This window comes from Cellulomonas wangleii (genome assembly GCF_018388445.1).
In the GTDB taxonomy this organism is placed as follows: Bacteria; Actinomycetota; Actinomycetes; order Actinomycetales; family Cellulomonadaceae; genus Cellulomonas; species Cellulomonas wangleii.
In genome coordinates, this window is the sequence record NZ_CP074405.1 from 628,392 (window position 1) to 653,202 (window position 24,811).

Sequence of the window (24,811 nt, forward strand, 5' to 3'; positions counted from 1 at the left end):
GGTCAGCCCGCCGGGGGCGCGTCCAGCACCCACACGTTCGCGCCCGCGGCGCGCCACCCCTCGGACGCGTCCGGGGCGGGCGCGGTGTCGGTGCCCAGCCGGACGCGCGACGCGTCGGGACCCGTGAGCGTGGCCGTGGCCGTGGCGGACGGTGCGACGCAGACCACGCGGGCGGCGTCCCCGTCCGGCACCGCCACCAGGCACAGGCTGCCGTCCCACCGCGTCGCCGCGTAGTGCTGACCGGCGGCGGTGCGGACGGCGAAGCGCGAGCTCGCCGGGTCGACGCCCGTCTGCTCGACGACCTCGGAGGGGAGCACGTCGGTGGGCTCGGCCGGCCGGTCCAGCAGCTCGACGGAGAGCTGCTCCGGGGCGGGTGCGTCGGCCGACCGCGCCAGCAGCAGCCACGTCACGCCCGCGACGACGAGGGCGGCCGCAACCGCCAGCACGGCCACCACACGTGCGCGCTGCGGTCGCTCGGGAGCGTCCTGCTCCTCGTCGACCAGCTCGAAGATGCCGGTGTCGTCGAACGTCGTCACCCCCCCAGTATCGTCATCCCGGGCGTCCGGCATGACATCGGACGTCTGCGGCGCGTCGCGGCCGTGCACAGCAGCGGGCCCCGGCCGCCTCTCCCGGGGGGTGGTGAGGCGGTGCGGGGCCCGCAGATCAGGGGTCAGGCGTCGTGCGGTGCGCCCTCCGGGCGGACGCCCCGCAGCACCGTCGCCAGGTGCGCCACGAACCAGCCGGGTCCGGCGCTCGGCCAGTCCCGCGCGACGGACGCGATCGGGTAGACGAGCACCTCGGGGTCCTCCCGGGCCAGCACGATCTCGGTGCCGAACCGGTCGCTGCACGTCGCCCAGCCCAGGTCCGGCGCCTGGGCGCACACGAGGTCGCCGAGCGCGACGCCGAACGCGTCCGCGAGCGGCAGCGGGTCGGGGCGGTCGTCGGCCTGCGTCCACTGCTCGTGCACGCGGTCGAACAACGCGCCGACCTCGTCGACGTCGAACGGGTCGCGGCACAGCTCCGCGATCAGCGCCCGCTGCTGGCCGAGGAACAGCCGCTCGGCCGGGTTCAGCTCGTCGATCCGGTGCCGCGTGTCCGACAGCGCCGCCGCCACGGGCCCGACCGGGGAGGTCGGGGCCGCCGGGACGGGGTGGGGGGTCGGCACGGTCGCGGCCGCGTCGGGCGTCGGGTCGCCCTCGGCGACGGGCGGATCGACGTCCACCGGCTCGTCGCCGACGGTGCCGTCGTCCGTGGTCCCCGTGGGGTCGTCGTCGCTGTGCTCGGTCTCCGCGGGCTCGGTGCCGGTGGGCCCGGTGTCGTCGCCGACGGGCCCGTCGTCCGCAGGCTGGGTCTCGTCGTCGGGCTCGTCGTCCGTGGGCTCGTCGTCCGCCGGCTCGTCGTCCGCCGGCTCGTCGTCCGCCGGCTCGTCGTCGGCAGGCTGGGTGTCGTCGTCGGGCTCGTCGTCCGCGGGCTCGTCGTCCGCCGGCTCGTCGTCGGCAGGCTCGGCGTCGTCGTCGGGCTCGTCGTCCGCGGGCTCGTCGTCCGCCGGCTCGTCGTCGGCAGGCTCGGCGTCGTCGGTGCTCCCGGCATCTGCCACGGCCGCGGGCTCGTCACGGGGCGCATCGCCCTCGGAGTCTGTGGCGGGGCTGTCCGGTGCGGCCGGTGCCGCGTCCTCGTCGGGTGCGGGTGCGTCCGGCTCGTCGTCGACGGCGGGTGCGTCCTCGGGTGCCGGGTCCTGCGGCGGCACGTCCCCGGCGGTGTCCGGGGTGTCCTCGGGTGCCACGGTGTCCTCGGTGTCCTCGGTGTCCTCGGTGTCCTCGGTGTCCTCGGCGTCCTCGGCGTCCTCGGGGGCCACGGCCGCGTCGACCTGGTCGGGCGACGCCGGACGCGGCCCCTCCGCGTCGTCCGCCGTGTCGTCCGGCTCGACCTCGTCGGGCACCTCGGCGAGGTGCTCGACCACGCGCAGCAGCGCACCGGTGTCCGGCGTCCCGCCCTCCGTCACGGCGGCCGGTCCCTCGGGCGGGGACGCGTCGGTCGGGCCGTGGGGGGCGGGCAGCACGGATCCGCTCCCTTGCGGTGCCTGTCGGTCCAGTCCCATGTGCACGCATCGGCCGGGCGGCGCCCCGGCTTGAACACGCGCGAGCGGGTGTCGCCCGGTCGGACCCCGGGCGGCACCCGCTCGATGCGCGGTGAGGACGTGTCAGCCCACGCGCACCACCTGCGCGGCAGCACCCGGCAGGTACCCGCCGCCGCCGCCGTACAGCACCGTGAGCACGCCGGTGGAGCGGACGGGCGGCAGCGTGACGCTCGCCGCGCCGTCCGTGAGCCGGTAGGTGCCGAGCGAGCGCAGCCCGAGCAGCACCGTGACGTGGCCGGTGGCCGCCGGTGCGCCCTCGCCGCCGCCCACGCGCACGGTCACCGTGGGGGTGCTCCCGCGCGGGACGGTCCAGCTGTCCGCCTCGAGCGTCACCCTCGCCGGTGCCGGTGCCACGCGCAGCTGCGCGCCGCCCTGCGAGGCCGCGACGTCGGTGCTCCCGGCGAACTCCGCGACGAGCCGGTGGCTGCCGGTCGCCAGGTCGCGCGGCAGCTCGACCGTCGCGGTGCCGGTCAGCTCGTCGACCGTGAGGTCGGCGGTGGCCAGGACCTTGCCGCGCTCGCTGATCGTCACCGCACCGGACGGTGCCCAGCTCCCGCCGGTCACCGTGACCGTGGCCGTGGCCGGCTGCCCGTAGCGCACGTTCGCGGGCGAGACGCTCAGCGTCGTGGTGGACGTCGAGCGTGCCAGCGCCACCTCCACGACCGGCGACGACGACGGCGCGTACCGCGGGTCGTCCGGCGTGAACTGCGCGCGGAACCGGTACGTGCCGGCCCCGAGCGACCACGTGCTCCACACGCCGCCGCCGTCCACGACCTCGGTCGTGCCGATCTCCGTGTCGCCGTCGTACAGCGTGAACGTGCCCGTGGCGTCCCGCGGGGCGACCGTCATCTGCAGCAGGTTGCCCTGGCCGGCGGTGCGCTCCGAGTCCACCTCGAGGGTCGTCGTCGTCGCGACGGCCTCCGGCGCGGTCACGTCCACCACCTGCGCGCGGTCGCCCGCGCCGTTGAGGTGGTGCAGCACCAGCACGTCGGCGTCGGCCGCCCCCGGACCGCCGTGGACGGTGATCGAGCGGCCGTCCGCCGCCGGGGCGACGAACAGGTCGTCGGTGGCCGGCTCGAACCACAGCGGCGGGTCGTACGGGTCGACGGTGAACGGGCCGACCGAGTCGACGACGCCGTCGCCCGACACGGCGTACGGGCTGCGCATCTGCGCCCACACCCCGACCTCGGTGCCGGCCTCGACCCCGAGCGCCGCGAGCGGCACCGGCACCACGACGGTGCTGTTGTCGAACGCGCCCATCTCGAGCCCGCCGCCGAACGGGTACAGCAGCTCGGGTCCGGCCAGCAGGTCGCCGGTCTCCCAGTCGTACGTCTCGACGACGGTGTAGTCGGTGTCGGTCATCTTGCTGGCGATCGCCGCCACGTCGGGCTCGGCGTCGCCGTCCGTGTCGACGAGCACCCACGGCTGCAGGGCGTGGCCCAGGACCGCCCAGTCGCCGTCCGTCGCGATGCCCACGCCGAGGTACCCCTCGAGCGTCGGGTCGCCGCCGTCGGCCACCACCGCGGGTGCGGTGGACGCCCAGCCGACGTGCCGGACGTCACCGGCCGCGATCGTCGAGCGCGACGTCTCGACGCTCGCGGGCAGCGCCTCGAGCCGCGGGGAGTCCGCGGCGTGCACCAGCGGCGAGGCGAGGCCCCTCCAGCCCTCGGCCTCGACGTCACGACCGCTGAACACCAGCTCCGCGGTCTGCGCCGCGGCGTCGGGGAACGTCACGGCGGCGGCCTCGAGGTCGGTGGTGGGACGGGGCGTGCCCTGCACCGGCAGGCGCCACTGCGTGTCCCCGGACGTCAGGACCAGCCGGCCCGACACCTGCGAGACGTACTCGCGCGGCAGGCGGGGGATCTGCTCGACCTGCTGCGTGGGGTCGATCTGCCGCGCGACGGTCGCCGGGTCGGCCGTGAACGTGAGCGTCACGACGCCGGTTCCGCCGGCGGGCACCCGCAGGCTGGCCGGCGAGGCGGTGATCGTCGCGGCGCCCGCCGTGGTGCTCGAGGTGACCTGCGTGCTGTAGGTGCGGGCGGTCGACCCGAGGTTCTGCACGGTGACCGCCTTGCGGATCGTCACCGGCTCGTCCGCCAGCGGGACGACGCCGAAGCTCACCGACGTCTGCTGGGGCTGCTGCGCGTTGTACAGGAGCGTGCTGCTCGTCACCGCGGCGAGCGCGTCGACCCGGCCGGAGCCGACGCGGGCCGGGCCGTAGAACAGGTCGCCGCCGGCCTCGGTGGCCAGGTCGTGCGTCGCGGTGTTGACGATCGCGGCCTTGATCTGGGTCGCGGACCACCCGGGGTGCGCCTCGCGGACGAGCGCGGCGATGCCGGCGACGTGCGGGGCGGCCATCGAGGTGCCGCTCTTCGACGACCCGCCGTTGCCGGACCCGACGGCCGCGGACACGATCTGCTGACCGGGCGCGGCCACGTCGGGCTTGCCCCAGCCCAGCGAGCCGTGCACACCGCGCGACGACGAGGTGCTGAGCGTGTCGGCGCCGACGTCCTGCCGCGTGCTGAGCGCGAGCGACGGACCGATGTGGGCGACGAGCGTGCCGGCCTCGATCTCGGGCAGCAGCGCGTCGGTGGCCGCTGCGGTGAGCTGGAGCCCCGGGATCGCGTCGTTGCCGGAGATGCCCGCGGAGAACAGGGTCAGCTCGGTGGGCAGGAGCACCCCGACCGCGCCGGCGGCCGTCGCGTTGTCGAACCGCGCGACCGACCCGCACCGGCGGGCCGCGTCGTCGTCGTCCCACCACAGGTAGGCGATCTTGCCGGCGACGGCCGCGGACTGCTCGGGCGTGAAGGGGTCGCAGCCGTCGAACCGCTCGCCGAGGAAGGCGACCGGTGCGGTGACGTCCTCACCGGAGTACGCGACCGAGTTCTGCCCGGCGTGGCGGCCCTCGAGGGCGGGGTCGGACGCCTCGACGACCTCGAGGGAGTCGAACGCGAGGTCCTTGCCGACGGACCAGGCGACCGTCAGCCCGGCGAACCCGTTGCCGGGCGAGCCGCCGACGTCCTCGATGTCACCCTCGTTGCCGGCGGAGAGCACCACCGTGGTGCCGAGCGCCGTGAGCTCGGCGACCTGCGCCGACTCGGGGTCGTCCGCGGGGGAGCCGGACGCACCCAGCGACAGGTTGAGCACGTCGAGGCGGTCGTCGAACGAGCCGTCGCCGTCCGGGTCGGCCGCCCAGTCGAGCGCGAGCGCCGACAGGCTGGTCGAGCCGGCGACGTCGCCGAACACCTTGAGCGCGTAGAGCCCGGCCCCGGGCGCGGTGCCCGGGCCGACGGGCCAGTCGAGCACGGTGTCGAGCTCCGCGTAGTCGCCCTCGAACGTCCCGCCGTCGGGCGTGACGCCGTACCCGGCGGCGGTGCCGGCCACGTGCGTGCCGTGCCCGTTGACGTCGATCGGGTTCTCGTCGGGCACGGGCACGAGCTGCGCGCCCTCACCGCCGGCGTCGTAGTCGGTCCCGGCGAAGTCGTAGCCGCCGAGATACTTGTCCGGGTCGTACGACCCCTGCGGCACCGGCCCGCTGCCGTTCTCGCCGTACGCGGCCTCGTAGGCCTCGACGGTGCCCGGTCCGCCGAAGGTGGCGTGGGTGTAGTCGATCCCGGTGTCGATGACGCCGATCGTGACGTCGGTGCCGAGGACCCCGGTGTCCTGCCACGTGGCCAGGGTCCGGGTGAACTCGACCTGGGCGGCGTTGTCGGGCGTGCGCTCGGCGACCAGGCGCACGGCGCGCACGCCGGGCTCGTCGGCCAGGGCGCGGAGCTGGGCCGCGTCGCCGAGCACGAGGGCCCCGGACACGAGGTTGGTGACGGTGGCGAGGCGCTGCGGCTGGGCGGCCGCGGTGCGGGCGGAGGTCCCGGCCTCGGCGGGGACGACGTCCTCGGCGGCGGCCTGCGTGGCGGTCGCGGCGTCGCGGACGTCGGCCGGGCTCCCGCCGTCGGCGGCGACCTCGACGCCCGAGGGCGTGTCGAGCTCGACGAACGCGGTGACGGTGCCGTCGGCCGCGGCGAGCGCGTCGCCGACGCCCTCGGTCCGCTGGACCGGGACCTCGCGGCCGACCAGCAGGCCCGTGAGGTCGTCCGGCGGGGGCGCTGCGGTCGCAGCGGGTGTGCCGAGCAGCGCGGTGGTGAGGACGACGGAGGCGGCGGTCAGGCCGGCGAGCAGGCGACGTGGCATGGGGTCTCATCCCGGGTGTCGGACGACGCGGAGCGGTCGGCGCCCCGCGGGCAGCCGCGGGGCGTCACATCCGGGTATGGCTGCTGTCACAGGGTTCCCGGCGCTCCGTGAACGCTACTGACCGGTAGGCGTTTCGTCACCCCTTCTCCACAACCTGGTCGTCCGAGCGCTTCGCCGGGTTCGCCGGGTCGGGCCGCCACGGGCGCGGCGCAGGGAGGGTTCGGCCGGGATCGGGCGGATATCAGCGGGAGGTGAGCGCCCCGACGGCGTGGGACGGGTCGTTCGCGGCGACGGTCGGGGCCGTTGCGGGGGCCGCGACGAGGGGTCCGGCGGCAGGCGGCTCGGCGCCGACGCGGGGCGCGGTGACGAGCGGGACGGCGCCCGTGCGCGGTGCCACCACGGGGATGGATCCCGTGCGCGGCACGTCGGCGGCTGCGGGTGCCGAGGTGAAGCGGGGCTTGCGGCCCGGGCGGCGACGGAAGCGCCGCTCCTCGATGCCCTCGAGCGTCGACGCGCGCCAGACGGCACCGCCGTTGAGCCGCCCGTCGGGGGGCGGCAGCCACGGCACCTTGCGGGACAGCCAGACGCGGATCGTCGCGTGCTCCACGTCGAGCCGCCGTGCCAGGCGGGCGATGTCGTAGAGGTCGTCCAGGCCCCCGCCGTCCGCGGCGGACGGTGGGGCGGCGGTCCTCGCCGTGTCGGGGCGGACGTCTGCGGGCACGGGCGTCAGCGTAGTGGGCCGCCGTGCGGGCCGCGTGTCTCCGTGGTAACAGAACGTGCACAGGATCTTCGCGCTCTCTCGGCCTCAACTTTTCTGGACGACAGTCCGAGACACATAACGTGTTGCGCGTGAGTAACAGAAAGATCACCGTCCGGCGACGGACGGGAGGCAAGCACGCCGCGCCCCGCCCGCAGCGACCGGCTTCCCCCGGTGCCGCACGTGTACCCCGTGTCGCCATCCGTACCGCCCAGGGCGGCATCGCCCTGGCTCTCGTCCTCAGCATGGGCGCGGTCGTCGTGACGACCGACGCCGAGCCCTCCGTCGCCGCCGTGGCCGGTGACGACTCCTCCCTCACCCGGGCCGCGGCCGCCCGTGCGGCCGACGCGTACACCGCGCAGCTGCGCGCGCAGGCCGTCGAGGCGGCGCAGGCCGCCGTGGACGAGGCCGTCGCCGTCCGCGCGGACGCCGCCGAGGCCGCCGTCCCCGACGAGCTGCTCGCCGAGCTCGACGCCGCGACCGCCGAGCTGCAGGCCGCCATGGCGGACGTCGAGATCCCCGAGATCGTCGAGCGGTCCCGCAGCGCCTCGCGCGACGCGGAGCGCGGCGAGCAGGACGTCGTGGACACCGGCACCGCCCAGACCACCGACGCGACCGTCGACCCGGCGGACGGCGCGACCGCCGAGGACGCCGCCGCAGCCGAGGCCGCGGCGGCCGCCGCCGAGGCGCCGGCCCCGGACGCACCGGCCGAGCCGGCGCCCGCCGAGGAGGACGCGTCCGACCGGATCGCCGACGTGACGCTGCCGCCCACCACGGACCCCGGGACCACGCCGCTGCGCGCGGCGCTCGACCGGGTCAAGGAGGCCGCCGAGGTCGTCTCCGGCACCGCGGACCAGAAGCGGGCCGAGGCCGCCGCGGCGCAGGCCGCCGCCGAGGCCGCCGCGCAGGCCGCCGCGCAGGCCGCCGCCGAGGAGGCGGCGCGCGTGGCCGCCGAGAAGGAGGCGCAGCGCGCCGCGTGGAAGGTCTCGCTGCAGGGGTACGCGAACGGCCGCATCCCCGACGAGGCGCTGTGCGGGGTGTCCTTCGACGGCAACGCCCGGCTGCGCTGCGACGCGGCCGAGGCCCTCGAGGCGCTCAACGCCGCGTTCGCCGCGCACTTCGGCCGCCCGCTGTACGTGACCGACTCCTACCGGTCCTACGGTGCGCAGGTCGCGTGCCGCGCCAACAAGGGTGGCCTGTGCGCCGCGCCCGGCACGTCCAACCACGGCTGGGGCCTCGCGGTCGACCTGGCCGGCGGGGTGCAGGGCTTCGGCACCGCCGAGCACCAGTGGATGCGGGAGAACGCCGCGTCGTTCCAGTGGGTCCACCCCGCCTGGGCGCAGGCCGGCGGCAGCAAGCCGGAGCCGTGGCACTGGGAGTACGTGGGCTGAGTCATACGATCGGGTGCATGACCGAGCCGACGTCCCGCGCGCGCCCGCTCGTCGGGCGCGGGGCCGAGCTCGACGACATCGACGAGCTGCTGTCCTCCGTCGCGACCGGTGGCGGTGCCACGGTGCTGCTGGAGGGCGAGGCCGGCGTCGGTCGCACCCGGTTGGTCGAGGCGCTGCAGGGCGCCGCCGGGCTCCTGGGGATCGAGGTGTGCCTCGGCCGTGCGGTCGGTCCCGCGGCCCCGCCGTACACGCTGCTCACCGACGCGCTGCTCGGGCCGTCGCGCGGTCGGGACGGGCGGGGCCCGGTCGTGGCCGAGCTCGCGGCGCTGCTGGAGGTCCTGCCGCCCGAGCGTGCGGGCGCCCCGGCGCGCTTCGCCCGCGCGGACGAGCTGTTCGCGGCCCTGGTGCGCCGCCGCGGTGAGCTCGGCCCGTGGGTGCTGGCGCTCGACGACGTGCACCTGGCCGACCCGTGCAGCCTGCACCTGCTGGCCGACCTGGCCGGGGAGGGGGCGCTGCCCAGCGCCCTGACGGTCATGACGATGCGCGGGGTGCCGCACCGCGCCGAGCTGGACGTGGTCGTCGCCGGCTGGACGCGCGCCGGGGCCCGGTACCTGGAGCTGCGCCCGCTCGGACCGGCCGCCACGGTCGAGCTGGCCGAGCACCTGCTGCGCGGGAGCGTGGGGCCGGCGCTGCGTGGTGTGCTCTCGACGACCGGCGGCAACCCGCGGCTGGTGGTCGACGTGCTGCGGACCGCCGAGGCGTGCGGTGTGCTGGAGCGCTCGGGCGGCGTGGTCGAGGTCGTCGGCACGGGCTGGCTCGACGAGCTCGACGAGGTGGGGCGCGCGCACGTGCAGCACCTGGGGCCGCACGTCCTGACGATGCTCGGGCAGGCATCGGTGCTGGGCACCTCGTTCGTCGTCGGTGACCTCGCCGCGCTGGCGGGCGAGCCGGTCACGGAGTGCTGGCGGACCCTGCGCCACGGTCTGGCCGCCGGTGTGGTCCACGCGCGCGGCGACCGCCTGGTGTTCCGCCACGACCTGGTCCGCACGTCGCTGTACGCGGGGCTCGACGAGGGGCAGCGCCGGGCGCTGCACGCCCGCGCCGCGTGGGCGCTGCGGGCCGCGGGCGCACCCCCGCACGTGGTCGCGGCCCACCTGGAGCGCGCGCGCTGACGCGGGGCACCCCCGTAGGGTCGCTGGGGGGCGCGGCTCGCGCCCACCCACCGACGGACGAAGGAGTGGTCATGCCCACGCGCACCGCACGCACCGCCTGGAACGGCACGCTGCAGGACGGCGGCGGCCAGGTCGAGCTGAGCAGCTCGCAGGTCGGCACGTACGACGTCTCGTTCCCGAAGCGGGCGGCCGAGGACGCGGGCGGCACGACGAGCCCCGAGGAGCTCATCGCCGCGGCGCACTCGTCGTGCTACGCCATGCAGCTGTCCGCGGACATCGCCGAGGCCGGCGGGACGCCCGTCGCGCTCGAGGTGACCGCCGACGTCAGCCTGGGTCCGGACCCGGCGGGCGGCTTCCGCATCACCGGCATCGCCCTGAAGGTCCGCGGCGAGGTCGAGGGCCTCGACGAGGCCGGGTTCCAGCAGGCGGCCGAGAAGGCCAAGGCCGGCTGCCCCGTGAGCAAGGCGCTGACCGGCACGGACATCACGCTCGACGCGGCCCTGGAGTCCTGAGGGCGAGGCGGCCGGCGGCGCGCGGCGGGTAGGCGCCGCCGGGCGCCTCAGGCGCCGACCGTCGCCGCGCCGTGGCGCGCCGCGTCGGCCCGCCCGGCGCGCCACGACCACCCCGCGGTGACCGCCGCTCCGAGCGCCGCCGCGGCCCATCCCCACGACACCGACGTCACCCCGGCGACCATGACGAGGACGGCGGTGCCGAGCGCGGTGCCGAGCTGCGCGCCGGTGTTGAGGATGCCGCTGGCGCTGCCCGCGAGGTCCTCCGGCACGTCGGTCCCCAGCGCCGTCGCCGCGACCGACGCCAGGCCGAGCCCCAGGCCGAGGACGGCGGCACCCGCCCCGACCGCCGCCCACGTCGCGCCGCCCGCGACGAGCACGACGTCGCCGACCGCGACCACCGCCAGGCCGAGCCCGGCCACCGTGCGCGGCCCCCGGCGGTCCAGCAGCGGCTTGGCTGCCGCGGCCCCGACGACGACGAGCACGCTGAGCCCGAGCAGCGTGAGCCCGGTCGCGAGCGCGGACAGGCCGAGCCGGTCCTGCAGGTGGAGGGTCGCGAGCACCGCCGCGCTGCTGGTGGTGGCGGTGTTGACGAACGACAGCACCGTCCCGTCCCGCAGCTGGGCCGACCGCCACGCGGCCGGCGGGACGAGCGGGTCCGTGGCCCGCCGCATCCGCGCCACGAACCCGACGGCGGCCACCGTGCCCGCCAGGAGGAGCAGGCCGGAGCGCCCCGCCCCCGCACCCTGCTCGACGGCTGCGGCCCCTGCCACGACGCACATCACCGACACGACCAGCAGGGCCCCGCCCACCAGGTCGAGCCGTGTCGTGCGGTCGTCGGGCGCGAGCGCGGGCACCACGAGCAGCACGCCCACCAGGAGCAGGGCCCCGACCGGCGCGTTGACCCAGAACACGGCGCGCCAGTCGAGCGCCTCGACGAGCGCGCCGCCCACGACGAACCCGGCGGCGCCCGCGGCGGCGCCGGCCGCGCTCCACGCGGCCAGCGCGGTGCGCCGGGCGTCGGCCTCGGGCGTGGCGTGCAGCAGCAGCCGCAGCGCCGACGGGACCGACAGCGCCGCCGCGGCGCCCTGCAGCGCACGCGCGGCGAGCACCTGCGCGAGCGACCCGGCGAGCCCGCCGACGAGGGACACCGCGGCGAACCCCACGAGCCCCGCGGCCAGCACCCGACGGTGGCCGTAGCGGTCCCCGAGGCGCGCACCGACCACCAGCAGGCCGCCGAAGAACATCGCGTACGCCGTCGCGAGCGGGCCTGCGGCGTGCGCGTCGAGGCCGAGGCCCGCGAGCACGGCAGGGATCGCGGTCGTCGCGCTCGTGACGCCGAGGACGTCGACGAACTGGACCGCGCACAGGACCGTGACCGGGGCGCGTCGCACGGTCCGACGGTACGACCGGCCTCCCACACGGACGCCGCGGACCGGACGGCCCGTGCAGGTCCCGGTGGCGTGGTGGGAGACTGCCGCACGTGGCTGTGACGACCGACGCGACCGGGACCGACGTCCGGGACGTCGTGCACGCGCTGCGCGACGCGGTGCGGGGGAGCGTCGACGACTCCTCCCGGCGCCGGGCCGAGTACTCGACCGACGCCTCCAACTACCGCGTGGTGCCGCAGGTCGTGGTCTTCCCGCGGGACACGGACGACGTGCTCGCGGCGCTGTCCGTCGCGCGCGAGACCGGGACCCCGCTGACGTCGCGCGGCGGCGGCACGTCGGTGGCCGGCAACGCGGTCGGCACGGGCATCGTGCTGGACTTCTCGCGGCACGTGAACCGGGTGCTGGAGATCGACCCCGAGGCGCGCACGGCGCGCGTCGAGCCGGGCGTCGTCATGTCCCACCTGCAGCGGGCCGCCGCGCCGCACGGCCTGCGGTTCGGGCCCGACCCGTCCACGCAGGCCCGCGCGACCCTCGGCGGCATGATCGGCAACAACGCGTGCGGGCCGCGGGCCGTGGCCTTCGGGCGGACGGCGGACAACGTGGTGGACCTCGACGTCGTCGACGGCACCGGCCGGCGCTTCACCGCGCGTGCGGGGGCCGGTGCGCTCGACGCGGTCCCGGGGCTCGACGCGCTGGTCCGTGCGCACCTCGACGTGGTCCGCACCGAGCTCGGCCGGTTCCGCCGGCAGGTGTCCGGGTACTCGCTGGAGCACCTGACGCCCGAGAACGGCACCGACCTGGCCAAGATGCTGGTGGGCACCGAGGGCACGCTGGTGACGGTGCTCGGGGCCACCGTGAACCTGGTGCCCGTGCCGTCGGCACCGGTGCTGGTGGTGCTGGGCTACCCGGACATGCCGACGGCAGCCGACGCCGTGCCCGCCCTGCTCGCGCACGCGCCGCTCGCGATCGAGGGCATGGACTCGCGCCTGGTGGACGTGGTGCGGCGGGTCAAGGGCGCCGCGGCGGTGCCCGACCTGCCCCCGGGCGGCGGTTGGCTGATGTGCGAGGTCGGCGGGCCGACCCTGGACGACGCGCTGGCGACGGCGCGCGCGCTCGCGGCCGACGCGGGCACCGACGCGGTCGGCATCTTCCCGCCCGGGCCCGACGCGGCGGCGATGTGGCGGATCCGCGAGGACGGTGCCGGGCTGGGTGGCCGCACGCCGTCGGGCGCGCAGGCGTGGCCCGGTTTCGAGGACTCCGCGGTGCCGCCGGAGCGGCTGGGGGCCTACCTGCGCGAGCTCGAGGCGCTCATGGCCGACCACCGGGTCGACGGCCTGGCGTACGGGCACTTCGGCGACGGGTGCCTGCACCTGCGCCTCGACGTCCCGCTGACGCGGTCGGGCGACCCGTTGCGGGCGTTCATGGAGGACGCCGCCGCGCTGGTCGCGCGCCACGGCGGGTCCCTGTCCGGGGAGCACGGCGACGGGCGCGCCCGCTCCGAGCTGCTGCCCGTCATGTACTCCCCGCGGACGATCGAGCTGTTCGGCGCAGTGAAGGACCTGTTCGACCCGCGCGACCTGCTCAACCCGGGCGTGCTGGTGCGCCCCCGCCCGCTCGACGCCGACCTGCGCCGGCCCGCGGCGCGCCCGCTGCCCGCCGCGTCGGGCTTCTCGTTCGCGCACGACGGCGGCGACATGACGACCGCCGTGCACCGGTGCGTCGGCGTGGGCAAGTGCCGCGCCGACAACAGCGCGGCCGGCGGCTTCATGTGCCCGTCGTACCTGGCGACCAAGGACGAGAAGGACTCCACCCGCGGCCGGGCGCGCGTGCTGCAGGAGATGGCCAACGGCAGCCTGGTCTCGCGCGGGTGGTCCTCGCCCGAGGTGCACGAGGCGCTGGACCTGTGCCTGAGCTGCAAGGCGTGCTCGTCCGACTGCCCCGCGGGCGTCGACATGGCGCAGTACAAGGCGGAGGTGCTGCACCGCACGTACCGCCGTCGGCTGCGCCCGGTGAACCACTACGCGCTGGGCTGGCTGCCGCGCTGGGCGCGTCTCGTCACGGGCGTCCCGGGCCTCGCGGCCGTGGCCAACGCGGTGCTCGGCATCCGGCCCGTCGCCAAGGCCGTGCTGGCGCTGGGCGGCATGGACACCCGGCGGCGCATGGTGCGGTTCGCGCCGGTGCCGTTCCGGACGTGGGCGCGGCGGGCCGGGCAGCGGTCGGGCGACGTGCGCGTCGTGGGCCGCGACGACGCCGCGCGCGTGACGCTGCCCGCCGACGCGGACGCCACCACGGCCGCGACGCCGCGTCCCCCGGTGCTGCTGTGGACCGACTCGTTCAGCGACACCCTCGCCCCGTCGGTCGCCCACGCGGCCGTGGCCGTCCTGCGCGACGCGGGCTACGAGGTGCTGGTGCCGGACCACGACGCGTGCTGCGGGCTGACCTGGATCAGCACCGGCCAGCTCGAGGGCGCGCGGCACCAGCTCGAGCACCTGCTGGAGGTGCTCGGTCCGTTCGCCGTCAACGGCATCCCGATCGTGGGGCTCGAGCCGTCGTGCACCGCCGTGCTGCGCAGCGACCTGGTCGACCTGCTGCCCGACGACCCGCGCGCCGTGGCCGTCCAGCGCGAGACCCGGACCCTGGCGGAGCTGCTGACCGCACCGGCGCCGATCGGGCCGGGGGACCGCTGGCAGGTGCCGGACCTGTCCGACGTCACGGCCGTCGTGCAGCCGCACTGCCACCACTACTCGGTGATGACGTGGACCGCGGACCGCCGCCTGCTGACCGAGGCCGGCGCGCAGTTCTCCGCGCTCGCGGGGTGCTGCGGGCTCGCCGGCAACTTCGGCATGGAGAAGGGCCACTACGACGTCTCGGTGGCCGTCGCGGAGAACGCGCTGCTGCCGGCGCTGCGGGCCGCGGCCCCGGGGGACGTCTACCTGGCCGACGGGTACTCGTGCCGCACGCAGGCCGAGCAGCTCGCGGACGTGCAGGGCGTGCACCTGGCCGAGCTGCTGGCGTCGCGGCTGGGGCGCGGGGCGTCGGAGGGCTGAGCGGGCGCGGGACGCGCCGTCCCGTCAGCCGTCGAGCAGGGCCTCGACCCGGGCGACCTTGCCGTCGAGCTCGCCGGTGTGCCCGGGACGGATGTCCGCCTTGAGCACCAGGCTGACCCGGTGGCCGTGCGCGCCCACCGCCTCGGTGGCCCGACGCACCACGTCCATCACCTCGTCCCACTCGCCCTCGAGCGTGGTGAACATGGCGTCGGTGCGGTGCGGCAGGCCGGACTCCCGCACGATGCGCACGGCGTCGGCGACGGCGTGGGAGACGGACTCACCCGCACCGAGCGGGGCGACGGAGAAGGCGACGAGCACGGGTCCCACCCTGCCCGCGGCGGGCCCGCGCGTCCACCCGCGGGTGGACCCGGGACCCTCGCGCCCGGCACTCCCGACGGACCCCACGTCCCCCGGACGACGGGCTGACCGGGCCCGGTCGGATGTGGGACAGTGGGCGGGCGACGACGCGCGCCCGGTCGGCACCGCGCCGGCGGGCGTGACGCCGCCCCGCCCGCCCCGCCGTGCAAGGAAGGCCCGGACGCGACATGCCGATCTTCGAGCTCGACGACGGGCGCCCGCGCCTCGTCCAGCCGATGCAGCCGCTCGCCGGGTCGTTCGCCCAGGAGGTCACCGCGCTCGTCACCCACCACCTCGCCGCCATCGCGGGCGAGCCGCTGTTCGTCGTGCGGGCGCGTGGCGCGTCGGACCGGTCGGACCTGCCCGAGCTGCTCGCGCTCGACGCGTCGGGGCGGCCGGTGGTCGTGGCGGTGGCCCAGGTGCTCGACGAGGACGCGATCGTCACCGCCCTGCGGCACGGCGGAGCGGCCGCGCGCATGACGACGGCGGACCTCGCGCGCGCCTACCACGCGGACCCGTCGCGGTTCGCCGTCGACTTCGCGGCGTTCCGCGAGCACGTGCCGTTCGGCGCCGCCGCCGGGCGGTCCCGCGGCGGGGTGCGTCTGCTGCTGCTGTGCTCCGAGGTCGCGGCCGAGGCCGCGGACGCCCTCGGGTTCCTGCGCGGCGGCGAGCACCAGGTCGACGTGATGCAGGTGGGTGTCGTGCGGGGCGACGAGCGTCGCCTGCTGGAGGTCTCCCCGCTCGCGCTGCACGAGGGGGTGCGCCGCACGGTCGAGCCGACGGCTCTGCGGCTGGTGCGCTCGAGCGAGGCGTTCGCGACCGCCATGGCGTACGAGCCCGAGCTCGAGCGCGGCCCCGGGGCCCCGGCCGCACGCGGCCGGTCGCAGCCCACCGGTGAGCTGCGCGCGGTCACGCCGCCCGAGCGCACGGAGCCGCCCGCGCCCACGCCCATCGGCCGGCGCGGCAGCGTGACCGAGCCGACCCCGTTGCCGTTCCGGACCGCGGGGCCGACGGCCCAGCCGCCGGAGCCGCCGGCGGAGACCCCGCGCCACGGCGGCCCGGGCCGCCCCGACGTCACCGAGTGGCCGCGCGACGCGTCCGTGCCGCCGTCCTCCTCCATGCTCGAGGGACCGCCCACGCTGACGCCCGTCGCCGGCCTGCGCGCCGCGGTGGTCGACGGGCCCCGGACGCCGGACCGCCCGGGCGCCGAGGGTGACGCGCGCACCGAGGCGGAGGTCACGACGTCGCCCGGTGGGCACGCGCTGGCGGACAGCCCGCCCGACGCGACCGCCGCGCCCCGCCCGGAGCGGCCCGACTGGCCGTACCCCGCGCTGGCGACGCTCGCCAAGAGCCGGCGTGCCGTGACGACGCTCGTGTGGGTGCGCGAGCGCCGCGGCCAGCGGTTCTCGGCGCTGCTGCGCCCCGACGGCATGATCGAGCTGCCCGACGGCACGGTGCTGACGGACCCGGACGACGCGGCGGCCGCGGTCTCGGGCGTCGAGGGCGTCGACGGCTGGCGGGCCTGGCGCCTGGGCGACGGCGGTCCCACGCTGTCGGAGGCCACCGGCGCGCTGTGACGCCCGGGCCGGTCAGGACCAGCCGTAGGCCGCCAGCCAGCGGGTCAGCTCGGCGTAGAACCGCTCACGGGCGGGGCGCGCCGACAGCGTGAGGTCGTGCATGCCGCCGGGCACACGCACCACCGTCACCACGTCCCCCAGCTGGACCGCCCGCCGCGCGATCGCCTCGACGTCCAGCACGACGTCCGCGGACCGCATCTCCTCGCTCCAGCGTGCGCTGATGAGCGTCCGGTCCGACATGGTCACCAGCACGGGCACGTCGATGCCCAGGCCGCGCGCGACCGCCGCGTGCCCGACCATGATCGCGCTGAGCCACCCTGCACGGACGGGGAACGACGGCGTCGGTCGCCAGCGGTCGTCGACGGTCCAGTCCCCGCCGGTGGCGACGTCGATGGTGCGCGCGTAGTACCCGGGGTCGATGTTGGGCAGCGCGGCCTTGGGGTTGAAGCGTGCGAGCCGGCTGATGGCCGGGGCCGACAGGTGCCGCGCCAGGGACGAGCCCTGCAGCTCGAGCCACGGGGAGTTGAGCACCAGCCCGCTCACGGCCCCCGGGTGGCGGGCGGTCCACAGGCTCAGCACCAGCCCGCCGGTGGAGTGGCCCATGAGCATGACGCGCGCGACGGGCCCGAGCTCCGCGCGCACCACGGCGAGCGCCGCGCCGATCTCCTCGTCGTAGGTGCGCAGGTCGTCGACGTAGCCGGGGGTCTGGTGGGGTCGCAGCGAGCGGCCGGACTTGCGCAGGTCCAGCGCGTAGAACGCCGCACCCTGCGCGCGCCAGAAGTGCGCGAGCGGCGTCTGGAAGAAGTAGTCCGACCAGCCGTGCACGTACAGCACCACGCGCGCGGGGCGCAGCGTGGGGTCCGGCGCGAGGCGCACCAGCGTGGCGGTGACCTCGCCCTCGTCGTCGTCCGCCAGGTCCAGGCGACGGGCCTCGAAGCCCTCGCCGAGCGCGTCGGGCGACCAGGTGGTGGTCAGGGCGGCGCCGTCCCAGCGGGCGGGCGGGACCGGACCGGCCGGGGCCTGCGGGACCGGGCGGGCGCCGGCCCCGGCCGGGACGTCGGCGCCGCCCGGGTCACGGGAGGCTCGCACGCCTCAGACCTCGAGCACGATCTTGCCGACGTGGGCGCCGGACGCCAGGCGGGCCAGCGCGTCGCGCGCGCGGGCCAGCGGGTACGTCGAGTCGACCAGGGGGCGCACACCGGTCCGGGCGAGGAGGGCCAGCACCTGCCCGAGCTCGTCCCGGGTGCCCGTCGTCGCGCCGACGATGCTGATCTCCTGGAAGAACACCCGCGTCAGGGACGCCGGCTCCGGGTCACCGGACGTGAGCCCCGCCACGACGATCCGTCCACCGGGCCGCACGGAACGCACCGAGTGCTCCCACGTCGCCCGGCCCACGGTCTCCAGCACGACGTCCACGCGGCCGACCCGGGCACCCGGTTCGACGGCCTGCGCCGCCCCGAGCGCCAGCGCGCGCTCACGCTTGGCGGCGTCGCGGCCGGTGACCACCATCTCGAGGCCCGCCGCGGCGCCGAGCTGCACGGCGGCCACCGACACGCCACCGCCCGCGCCCTGCACCAGCACGCGCTGCCCCGGCTGCGCACCGCCCGAGCGGAACAGCATGCGGTACGCGGTCAGGTACGCGGTCGGCACGCACGCCGCCTCGACGAACGACAGCTCGGCGGGCTTGTCGACGAGGTTCCACCCGGGGACGGCGACGCGCTCGGCGAGGGTCCCGGGGTACCGCTCGGACAGCAGGGTGCGCGGCTCGTCGGCGGGGACCCCGCGGCCGTCGGGGCCGCCCACGACCGCGTGCACGACGACCTCCCGGCCGTCGGCCGTGACACCGGCGGCGTCGGTGCCCAGCACCATCGGCAGCTGCTCGGCGCGCAGCCCCACGCCGCGCAGCGACCACAGGTCGTGGTGGTTGAGGGACGCGGCCCGCACGTCGACGGTGGTCCAGCCGTCCGGTGCCGGCGGCTGCGGCGCGTCACCGACGTCCAGGCCGGTCAGCGGGTCGTCGGGGGAGAAGGACGTGACGCGGGCGCAGAGCATGCCCCACGCTAGCCCGCCGGGTCGCGCCGACCCACCAGGAGGACGCCCGCCGCGCGTCGTGGCCCGCGGGGTGCGGCGTCCCGACGCGACCGGACCTCACATCAGCGGCAGCATGCGCCCCAGGTCGGGGACGGCGTCCGACGTGTACCGCGCCTGCAGCGCGAGGGCCAGCTCGTCGACGTCGTACGGCGCGCGGCCGGTGGCCAGACGCACCCAGCGGCGCGCGTCGACGACCTCCAGGTCCCACCCGCCGCGGGCACGGACGATGCCCAGCAGCTCGTCGGCGGCCAGCGCGAGGGCGCCCGGGTCCACCGGGTCGGTGACGGCGTCGGCGGCCCGTACGCGACGCACCGAGCGGTACAGGTCGTCCCCGTGCACGACGAGCTCGAGGACGCGCGAGACGGTCATCGTCGACAGCCGGACCGGGCCACGGCGCGCCTGGACCACGGGGTCGCCGTCGCCCAGGGTGTCGAGCGTCGCGAAGGCCGCCCGGGCGGAGGCCGTCACGTAGCCGACGGGGTCGGCGGCGTGCTCGGCGGCCAGCCGGCGCGTCGTCTCCACCACCTCCTGCGCCCGGTCCCGGTAGGTGCCGAGGTACTCGCCGAGGGTCATCGGGACGGTGCCCGCCGGCAGCGGCGTGCACCCGGCCAGCGCGTCCATCGCCCGGCCCAGGTGCGCCCACAGCTCGACGACGTTCCACCCGTCGAGCACCGACGGCTCCCGCCCGAGCCGCGGGTCCGCCATCACCTCCACCCACGCGTGCAGGCGGTCCCACTGGGTACGCAGGGCGGTGGCGGCGGTCGCGACGTCGACGGACATGCGCCCCATGGTGCCGTCTCCCGCCGTCCGGCGCGCCATCGGGCCCGCCGCCTCATGCGTCCGGGCGGCCCCGTCAGGCCCGGCGGGCGCCCTCGCGCAGGAAGTCCGCGACGTGCCGGCCGACCTGGTCCTCCTCGATGAGGAAGCCGTCGTGCCCGTAGTCGGAGTGCACGTACCGGACCGGGCCGGACCCGGGGATCGCGGCCGCCACCCGCTCGGACTGCGCCGGTGTGAACAGCCGGTCGCTGTCGACGGCGATCACCAGGGCGCGCGCCGTGACCTGGGCGAGCGCCGCCTCCACCCCGCCGCGGTCGCGCCCCAGGTCGTGCGTGATCATCGTGCGCGTGAGCGTGACGTAGGTGTTGGCGTCGAACCGCCGGGACAGCTTGTCGCCGTGGTGGTCGAGGTACGACTGCACCGCGAACCGGCCGCCCTCCAGCGGGTCCTCGGCGCCCTGCGGGATCCGCCCGAACCGGGTGTCCAGCTCCACCGCGGAGCGGTACGTCTGGTGGGCGATCTGCCGGGCGAGCCCGAGCCCGGCGTGCGGGCCCTCGCCGTCCGGCACGTCGTAGTAGTCGCCCCCGCGGTAGCGCGGGTCGGCGGTGATCGCGGCGAGCTGGGTGTGGAACCCGGCGATCTGGTCGCCCGACGTCTGCGCGCACGTCGCGATCGCGGCGACGGCGTCGACGCGGTCCGGTGCCGAGGCCGCCCACTCCAGCACGCGGTGCCCGCCCATCGAGGCGCCGATGACCAGCGCCCACGAGTCGACACCCAGCAGGTCCGCCAGGCGCAGCTCCGCGGCCACCTGGTCGCGGACGCTGAGCAGCGGGAACCGCCCTCCCCAGGGACGCCCGTCGGGGGCGTCGGACGCGGGGCCGGTCGAGCCCTGGCACCCGCCGAGCACGTTGGGCGCGACGACGAACCAGCGGTCGGTGTCGATGGGCGCACCGGGGCCCACCATCGACTGCCACCACCCGGGGGTCGGGTGCCCCGGACCCGCGTCACCCGTGACGTGCGAGTCGCCCGTGAGCGCGTGCAGCACCAGCACGGCGTTGCTGCCGTCCTCGTCCAGCTCGCCCCACGTCTCGTACGCCAGGCGGACGGCCGGCAGGCGACCACCCGACTCGAGCTTCAGCGGACCGAGGTCGGCGAACTGCCGGCGTCCCGGGTCGGCGCCGTCGCGCCACGCCGCGCTCGCGGGCACGGGCGGCCGCTCGGGCAGCGGGCGGCGGCTGCCGAGCGTCCCGCCGCGGCGCGCAGGGCGCCCGACGAGCGGGTCCGGCACGTCGACCGGTCCCGCCCCCGGCCCCGCGGGCATCGCACGCCCGGCGGGCGCGGGCGTGCGGGTGTGGGGTCGGGGGTCGGGTCGGGTCATCGTGCGAGCGCCTCTCGTCGGGGCCGGGTCTCAGGCGCCCTTGGCCGCGCGGAACCCCGCGTCCAGGTCGGCGAGGATGTCGTCGATGTGCTCGATGCCCACCGCGAGGCGCACGAGCCCCGGCGTCACGCCCGACAGCGCCTGCTGCTCGGGGGTCAGCTGGCTGTGCGTCGTCGAGGCCGGGTGGATCACCAGGGAGCGCACGTCACCGATGTTCGCGACGTTCGAGTGCAGCTCGAGCGCCGAGACGAACGCCTGACCGGCCGCGGCGCCGCCGTCGAGCTCGAACGCCAGCACGGCACCCGCGCCGCGCGGCGCGTACTTGAGCTGGTTGGCGTGCCACGGGCTGGACTCCAGGCCCGCGTAGTGCACGTGCCGGACCTCGTCGCGCGCCTCGAGCCACGCCGCGACCTTCTGCGCGTTCTCGACGTGCCGCTCGACGCGCAGCGAGAGCGTCTCGACGCCCTGGGCGATGAGGAACGCGTTGAACGGGCTGATCGCGGCGCCCAGGTCGCGCAGCAGCTGGACGCGCGCCTTGAGGATGAAGGACAGGTTGACGCCGAAGGCTCCGCCGACGCCCAGGTCGCGGGCGAACACCAGGCCGTTGTACGACGGGTCGGGCGTGTTGTACGCCGGGAACCGCTCGGGGTGCTGGGCGTAGTCGAACGTGCCACCGTCGACGATCACGCCGCCGATCGCGGTGCCGTGCCCGCCCAGGTACTTGGTGGCCGAGTGCACCACCACGTCGGCGCCCCACTGCAGGGGGTTGATGAGGTACGGGGTGGCGACGGTGTTGTCGACCACGAGCGGCACCCCGTGCGCGTGGGCGACGCCGGCGACCAGCTCGATGTCGAGCACGTCGGACTTGGGGTTGGGGATCGTCTCGGCGAAGAACAGCTTGGTGTTCGGGCGGACCGCGTCGCGCCACGCCTGGGCGTCGTGCGGGTCGGCGACGAAGGTGGTCTCGATGCCGAACCGGGGCAGCGTGTGCTGCAGCAGGTTGTAGGTGCCGCCGTAGAGGCTGGGGGACGCGACGACGTGGTCGCCGGCCTGCGCGATGTTGAGGATCGCGAACGTCTCCGCGGCCTGGCCGGACGCGAGCAGCAGCGCGCCGACCCCGCCCTCCAGGCTCGCGATGCGGTTCTCCACGACCTCCTGGGTCGGGTTGTTGATGCGCGTGTAGATGGGCCCGAGCTCCTTGAGCGCGAACCTGTCCGCGGCCTGCTCGGCGGAGTCGAAGACGAAGGAGGTGGTCTGGTAGATCGGCAGCGCCCGGGCGCCCGTCGCGGCGTCGGGGGTCTGGCCGGCGTGCACCTGCCGGGTCTCGAAGCTCCAGCTCTCGTTGCTCATGGTGTGCTCCTCGCCGGCGGTGCCGGGTGGTCGGGGTGGGGGACTGTCACCCGAGGAGCGCGCCGTCGACGCCCGCCCCGCGGGGGGTCAGGGGAAGCGCACGTGCTGCTCCGGTGCCGGCCGGTCGGTGGATCCGGCACCCTCGCCGGACCACCGGCCCGTGGGCAGGGGGAACGTGCGCGGTCAGCGACACATTCGACGGAACATGTCCAGGAGACTACGTGCTCCGTCCCGCTCCGTGGCACGGACATCTCACCCTTCGAGATCGGCGACGCGCCCCGGCCGTGCCCCGCGCCGCCGGGGCCCGTTCCCGCGGATCGGAGGGGTCGGCGACCCCGTCGCGCGGTCGTCACCCGAACAGCCCAGGGGGTCTGTCCGGGTTGCTCCCGAACCACAACGATGTGACTTCTGGGACTGTTGTGACAGGTGTTCTCTTGTGTGAATCCCACAGGTAGCGTGCCGAACGTGCATGACGGCGACGTGACACCCCAGCCCCGCCCGGCCCCCGTGGACGGTCCCGGTGCGGCGTGCCTGCGTGCCGCCCGCCGCCCCCTCGCCCGCCGCGTGCCGCGCCGCCTCGCCGTGCTGCCCGTCGGCCTGCTGACGCTCGGGCTCGTCGTGACGCCGGCAGCCGCCACGCCGTCCGCGGACGACGTGCGCGAGGCCCGTGCCGGGGTGGCGCGGGCGCAGATGTCCGTGGCGCAGCTCGAGGTGCGCCTCGCCGAGCTCGCCGCGTCGGCAGAGTCCGCCGAGGTCGTCGTCCAGACCGCCGCCGAGGGCTACACCCGGTCGGTGGCCGACGCCGACGCCGCCCGGGCGCGCGCGGCCGACGCCTCCGGGCGCGCCGAGCACGCCGCCGCGGAGGCCGAGGAGGCGCGCCGCCGGCTGGTCACCTTCGCCCGGCAGCTCGCCCGCACCGGTGGGTCGGCCGACGTCCTCGAGGCCGCGCTGTCCGCGGACGGCTTCCAGGACGTCGCGCGCCGCACCACCGCCCTGGACCAGGTGACGGGCAAGGCCGACGACGCGGTGCAGGAGTACCAGGCCGCGCTGCTGGTCGCCGAGACGATGCAGCGGCGCTCCGCCGACGCCGCGCAGGCCGCCGGTGCCGCCGCCGACGCCGCCGCGGAGGCGCTCGCACAGGCCGAGCGCGTGCAGGCCGACGCCGACGCGTCGCTCGCTGCGGGCCGTACGGAGCGTGACGGACTCATCACCGCCCTCGCCGCGGCCCGGCAGACCAGTGCCGAGGTGGAGCGTGCCCGGCAGGACGCGCTCGACGCCGACCGGCGCGCCCGTGCGGAGGCCGCCGCCCAGGCGCAGCGGCTGCCCGCGCCCGGGACCGCCCCGAGCGCTCCCGCGCCGGGCGGCGGCTCGAACGGCGGTGGCTCGGGCGGCCCGCGTCCCGCGGTCCCGGCTCCCGCGCCTGCTCCGGCACCGGCTCCCGCGCCGGCTCCCGCGCCCGCGCCGGCTCCCGCCCCGGCCCCTGCACCCGCACCGGCACCCGCACCCGCACCCGCACCCGCTCCTGCTCCCGCGCCCTCGACGCCCTACGGCCTGGGCACGGGGACGTCGCGCGGATCCGCCGCAGCCGGTGCCGCGGCCGTCGCGTGGGCGCAGTCGAAGGTCGGCCTGCCGTACGTCTACGGCGGCACCGGCCCCGACGGGTACGACTGCTCGGGCCTGACGGGCGGCGCGTGGCGCGCCGCGGGCGTCGGCATCAACCGCACGTCGCGCGACCAGTACAAGCAGGTCCTCAAGATCTCGTACGACCAGCTGCGGCCCGGCGACCTCGTGTTCTGGGGCGACAACCCGGCCGACCCGAACTCGATCCACCACGTCGCGATGTGGGTGGGCAACGGGCAGATCGTCGAGGCGTCCAGGCCCGGTGTGCCGTTGCGCGTCACGTCGATGCGCTGGTCGAAGACCATGCCGTTCGCCGGTCGCCCCTGACGACGGGGTCACCCCCTCGTCGGCACGTCCGCGCGGCACGTCCGGCGCCCGCACGTCCCGACGCGCCGCGGTGTCCCGGTCGCCTGCGCGTCCGCACGCCCGCACGTCATGCCCCGGGAACGCCGGAGGGCGGCCCGGCGTCACCGCCCGACCGCCCTCGTGCGCGACCCCCCGAGGGGCCGTGCGTGCTCAGTTGTGCGTGCTCAGTGGTTGTAGCCGGAGTCGATCGCGCGCTGCCGCGACCGCTCGATCTCGGCCTCGGCGTCGGCGCGGCCCACCCAGTGGGCGCCCTCGACGGACTTGCCCGGCTCGAGGTCCTTGTAGACCTCGAAGAAGTGCTGGATCTCCAGGCGGTGGAAGTCGGACACGTCGTCGATGTCCTGACGCCACGCGGCGCGCTGGTCGCCCGTCGGCACGCACAGCACCTTGTCGTCACCGCCGGCCTCGTCGCGCATGCGGAACATGCCCAGCGCGCGGCAGCGGATGAGGCAGCCGGGGAACGTGGGCTCCTCCAGCAGCACCAGGGCGTCCAACGGGTCCCCGTCCTCGCCGAGGGTCCCCTCGATGAAGCCGTAGTCGTCGGGGTAGCGCGTCGAGGTGAACAGCATCCGGTCGAGGCGGATCCGCCCCGTCGCGTGGTCCACCTCGTACTTGTTGCGCTGCCCCTTGGGGATCTCGATCGTGACGTCGAACTCCACTTGTTGCTTCCCTCCACGCGTCCCCGCCCCCCGGGCGGTGGTCG

The 24,811-nt window shown here is 76.6% G+C and carries 18 protein-coding genes; 6 read left to right on the forward strand and 12 right to left on the reverse strand.

The window, feature by feature from the left end:
- Positions 1–2: 2 nt before the first annotated feature.
- From KG103_RS03140 to KG103_RS03155, 4 genes are all read right to left on the reverse strand, one after another.
- Positions 3–536, reverse strand: a complete 534-nt coding sequence (locus KG103_RS03140; RefSeq protein ID WP_207340420.1) for a hypothetical protein — start codon at positions 534–536, stop codon at positions 3–5.
- 134 nt (positions 537–670) lie between these two features.
- Positions 671–2,059: a DUF3806 domain-containing protein gene (locus tag KG103_RS03145; protein WP_207340421.1), complete on the reverse strand. Its 1,389-nt coding sequence runs from the start codon at positions 2,057–2,059 to the stop codon at positions 671–673.
- Positions 2,060–2,200: 141 nt separating this feature from the next.
- Entirely contained in the window at positions 2,201–6,325 is a 4,125-nt protein-coding gene (locus tag KG103_RS03150) for a S8 family serine peptidase (RefSeq protein ID WP_207340422.1), read from the reverse strand.
- Between the two features lie 241 nt (positions 6,326–6,566).
- Positions 6,567–7,046 (reverse strand): hypothetical protein, encoded by a 480-nt coding sequence (locus tag KG103_RS03155; RefSeq protein WP_207340423.1) that lies wholly within the window; start codon positions 7,044–7,046, stop codon positions 6,567–6,569.
- A 281-nt stretch (positions 7,047–7,327) separates the two neighbouring features.
- On the opposite strand from KG103_RS03155, the gene KG103_RS03160 reads away from it, so the two are divergent.
- The 3 genes from KG103_RS03160 (at position 7,328) to KG103_RS03170 (ending at position 10,157) form a co-directional block, all read left to right on the forward strand.
- A complete protein-coding gene (locus KG103_RS03160) occupies positions 7,328–8,473 on the forward strand; it encodes a M15 family metallopeptidase (RefSeq protein ID WP_242635877.1) in 1,146 nt (381 codons plus the stop codon).
- Between the two features lie 17 nt (positions 8,474–8,490).
- On the forward strand, positions 8,491–9,645 hold the full coding sequence (locus KG103_RS03165) for an AAA family ATPase (RefSeq protein WP_207340424.1): 1,155 nt from the start codon (positions 8,491–8,493) through the stop codon (positions 9,643–9,645).
- A gap of 71 nt (positions 9,646–9,716) precedes the next feature.
- Positions 9,717–10,157, forward strand: coding sequence for an OsmC family protein (locus KG103_RS03170; RefSeq protein ID WP_207340425.1), 441 nt, complete (start codon positions 9,717–9,719; stop codon positions 10,155–10,157).
- Between the two features lie 47 nt (positions 10,158–10,204).
- Here KG103_RS03170 and KG103_RS03175 read toward each other — a convergent pair whose 3' ends face one another.
- Entirely contained in the window at positions 10,205–11,548 is a 1,344-nt protein-coding gene (locus KG103_RS03175) for an MFS transporter (protein ID WP_207340426.1), read from the reverse strand.
- Positions 11,549–11,637: 89 nt separating this feature from the next.
- On the opposite strand from KG103_RS03175, the gene KG103_RS03180 reads away from it, so the two are divergent.
- Entirely contained in the window at positions 11,638–14,592 is a 2,955-nt protein-coding gene (locus KG103_RS03180; protein WP_207340427.1) for an FAD-binding and (Fe-S)-binding domain-containing protein, read from the forward strand.
- 24 nt (positions 14,593–14,616) lie between these two features.
- On the opposite strand, the gene KG103_RS03185 is transcribed toward KG103_RS03180, so the two are convergent.
- Complete coding sequence (locus KG103_RS03185; RefSeq protein ID WP_207340428.1) at positions 14,617–14,910, reverse strand: MTH1187 family thiamine-binding protein; 294 nt, start codon at positions 14,908–14,910, stop codon at positions 14,617–14,619.
- Between the two features lie 227 nt (positions 14,911–15,137).
- Between KG103_RS03185 and KG103_RS03190 the strand changes: the two genes are divergently transcribed.
- Entirely contained in the window at positions 15,138–16,526 is a 1,389-nt protein-coding gene (locus KG103_RS03190; RefSeq protein WP_207340429.1) for a restriction system modified-DNA reader domain-containing protein, read from the forward strand.
- A gap of 12 nt (positions 16,527–16,538) precedes the next feature.
- On the opposite strand, the gene KG103_RS03195 is transcribed toward KG103_RS03190, so the two are convergent.
- From KG103_RS03195 to KG103_RS03215, 5 genes are all read right to left on the reverse strand, one after another.
- Positions 16,539–17,615 carry an alpha/beta hydrolase gene (locus KG103_RS03195; RefSeq protein WP_372434882.1) on the reverse strand — a complete coding sequence of 359 codons (1,077 nt, stop codon included), beginning with the start codon at positions 17,613–17,615 and terminating at the stop codon, positions 16,539–16,541.
- Between the two features lie 3 nt (positions 17,616–17,618).
- A complete protein-coding gene (locus KG103_RS03200; protein ID WP_207340430.1) occupies positions 17,619–18,578 on the reverse strand; it encodes a zinc-binding dehydrogenase in 960 nt (319 codons plus the stop codon).
- Positions 18,579–18,674: 96 nt separating this feature from the next.
- Complete coding sequence (locus tag KG103_RS03205) at positions 18,675–19,397, reverse strand: maleylpyruvate isomerase N-terminal domain-containing protein (protein ID WP_207340431.1); 723 nt, start codon at positions 19,395–19,397, stop codon at positions 18,675–18,677.
- 73 nt (positions 19,398–19,470) lie between these two features.
- The gene (metX, locus tag KG103_RS03210; RefSeq protein WP_242635845.1) at positions 19,471–20,772 is read right to left on the reverse strand and encodes a homoserine O-acetyltransferase MetX; all 1,302 of its coding nucleotides are present in this window, start codon (positions 20,770–20,772) and stop codon (positions 19,471–19,473) included.
- A 30-nt stretch (positions 20,773–20,802) separates the two neighbouring features.
- The gene (locus tag KG103_RS03215; RefSeq protein ID WP_207340432.1) at positions 20,803–22,122 is read right to left on the reverse strand and encodes a bifunctional o-acetylhomoserine/o-acetylserine sulfhydrylase; all 1,320 of its coding nucleotides are present in this window, start codon (positions 22,120–22,122) and stop codon (positions 20,803–20,805) included.
- 465 nt (positions 22,123–22,587) lie between these two features.
- On the opposite strand from KG103_RS03215, the gene KG103_RS03220 reads away from it, so the two are divergent.
- Positions 22,588–24,069, forward strand: coding sequence for a C40 family peptidase (locus KG103_RS03220; protein WP_249670749.1), 1,482 nt, complete (start codon positions 22,588–22,590; stop codon positions 24,067–24,069).
- 203 nt (positions 24,070–24,272) lie between these two features.
- On the opposite strand, the gene KG103_RS03225 is transcribed toward KG103_RS03220, so the two are convergent.
- On the reverse strand, positions 24,273–24,767 hold the full coding sequence (locus KG103_RS03225; RefSeq protein WP_089800440.1) for an inorganic diphosphatase: 495 nt from the start codon (positions 24,765–24,767) through the stop codon (positions 24,273–24,275).
- Positions 24,768–24,811 lie beyond the last annotated feature (44 nt).

Bases quoted from the DNA above. Each gene is read 5' to 3' on its own strand.
- KG103_RS03200 (WP_207340430.1), bottom strand. From the start codon at position 18,578: ATGCTCTGCGCCCGCGTCACGTCCTTCTCCCCCGACGACCCGCTGACC.
- KG103_RS03190 (WP_207340429.1), top strand. From the start codon at position 15,138: ATGCCGATCTTCGAGCTCGACGACGGGCGCCCGCGCCTCGTCCAGCCG.
- KG103_RS03165 (WP_207340424.1), top strand. From the start codon at position 8,491: ATGACCGAGCCGACGTCCCGCGCGCGCCCGCTCGTCGGGCGCGGGGCC.
- KG103_RS03150 (WP_207340422.1), bottom strand. From the start codon at position 6,325: ATGCCACGTCGCCTGCTCGCCGGCCTGACCGCCGCCTCCGTCGTCCTC.
- KG103_RS03215 (WP_207340432.1), bottom strand. From the start codon at position 22,122: ATGAGCAACGAGAGCTGGAGCTTCGAGACCCGGCAGGTGCACGCCGGC.
- KG103_RS03170 (WP_207340425.1), top strand. From the start codon at position 9,717: ATGCCCACGCGCACCGCACGCACCGCCTGGAACGGCACGCTGCAGGAC.
- metX (WP_242635845.1), bottom strand. From the start codon at position 20,772: ATGACCCGACCCGACCCCCGACCCCACACCCGCACGCCCGCGCCCGCC.
- KG103_RS03205 (WP_207340431.1), bottom strand. From the start codon at position 19,397: ATGTCCGTCGACGTCGCGACCGCCGCCACCGCCCTGCGTACCCAGTGG.
- KG103_RS03160 (WP_242635877.1), top strand. From the start codon at position 7,328: ATGGGCGCGGTCGTCGTGACGACCGACGCCGAGCCCTCCGTCGCCGCC.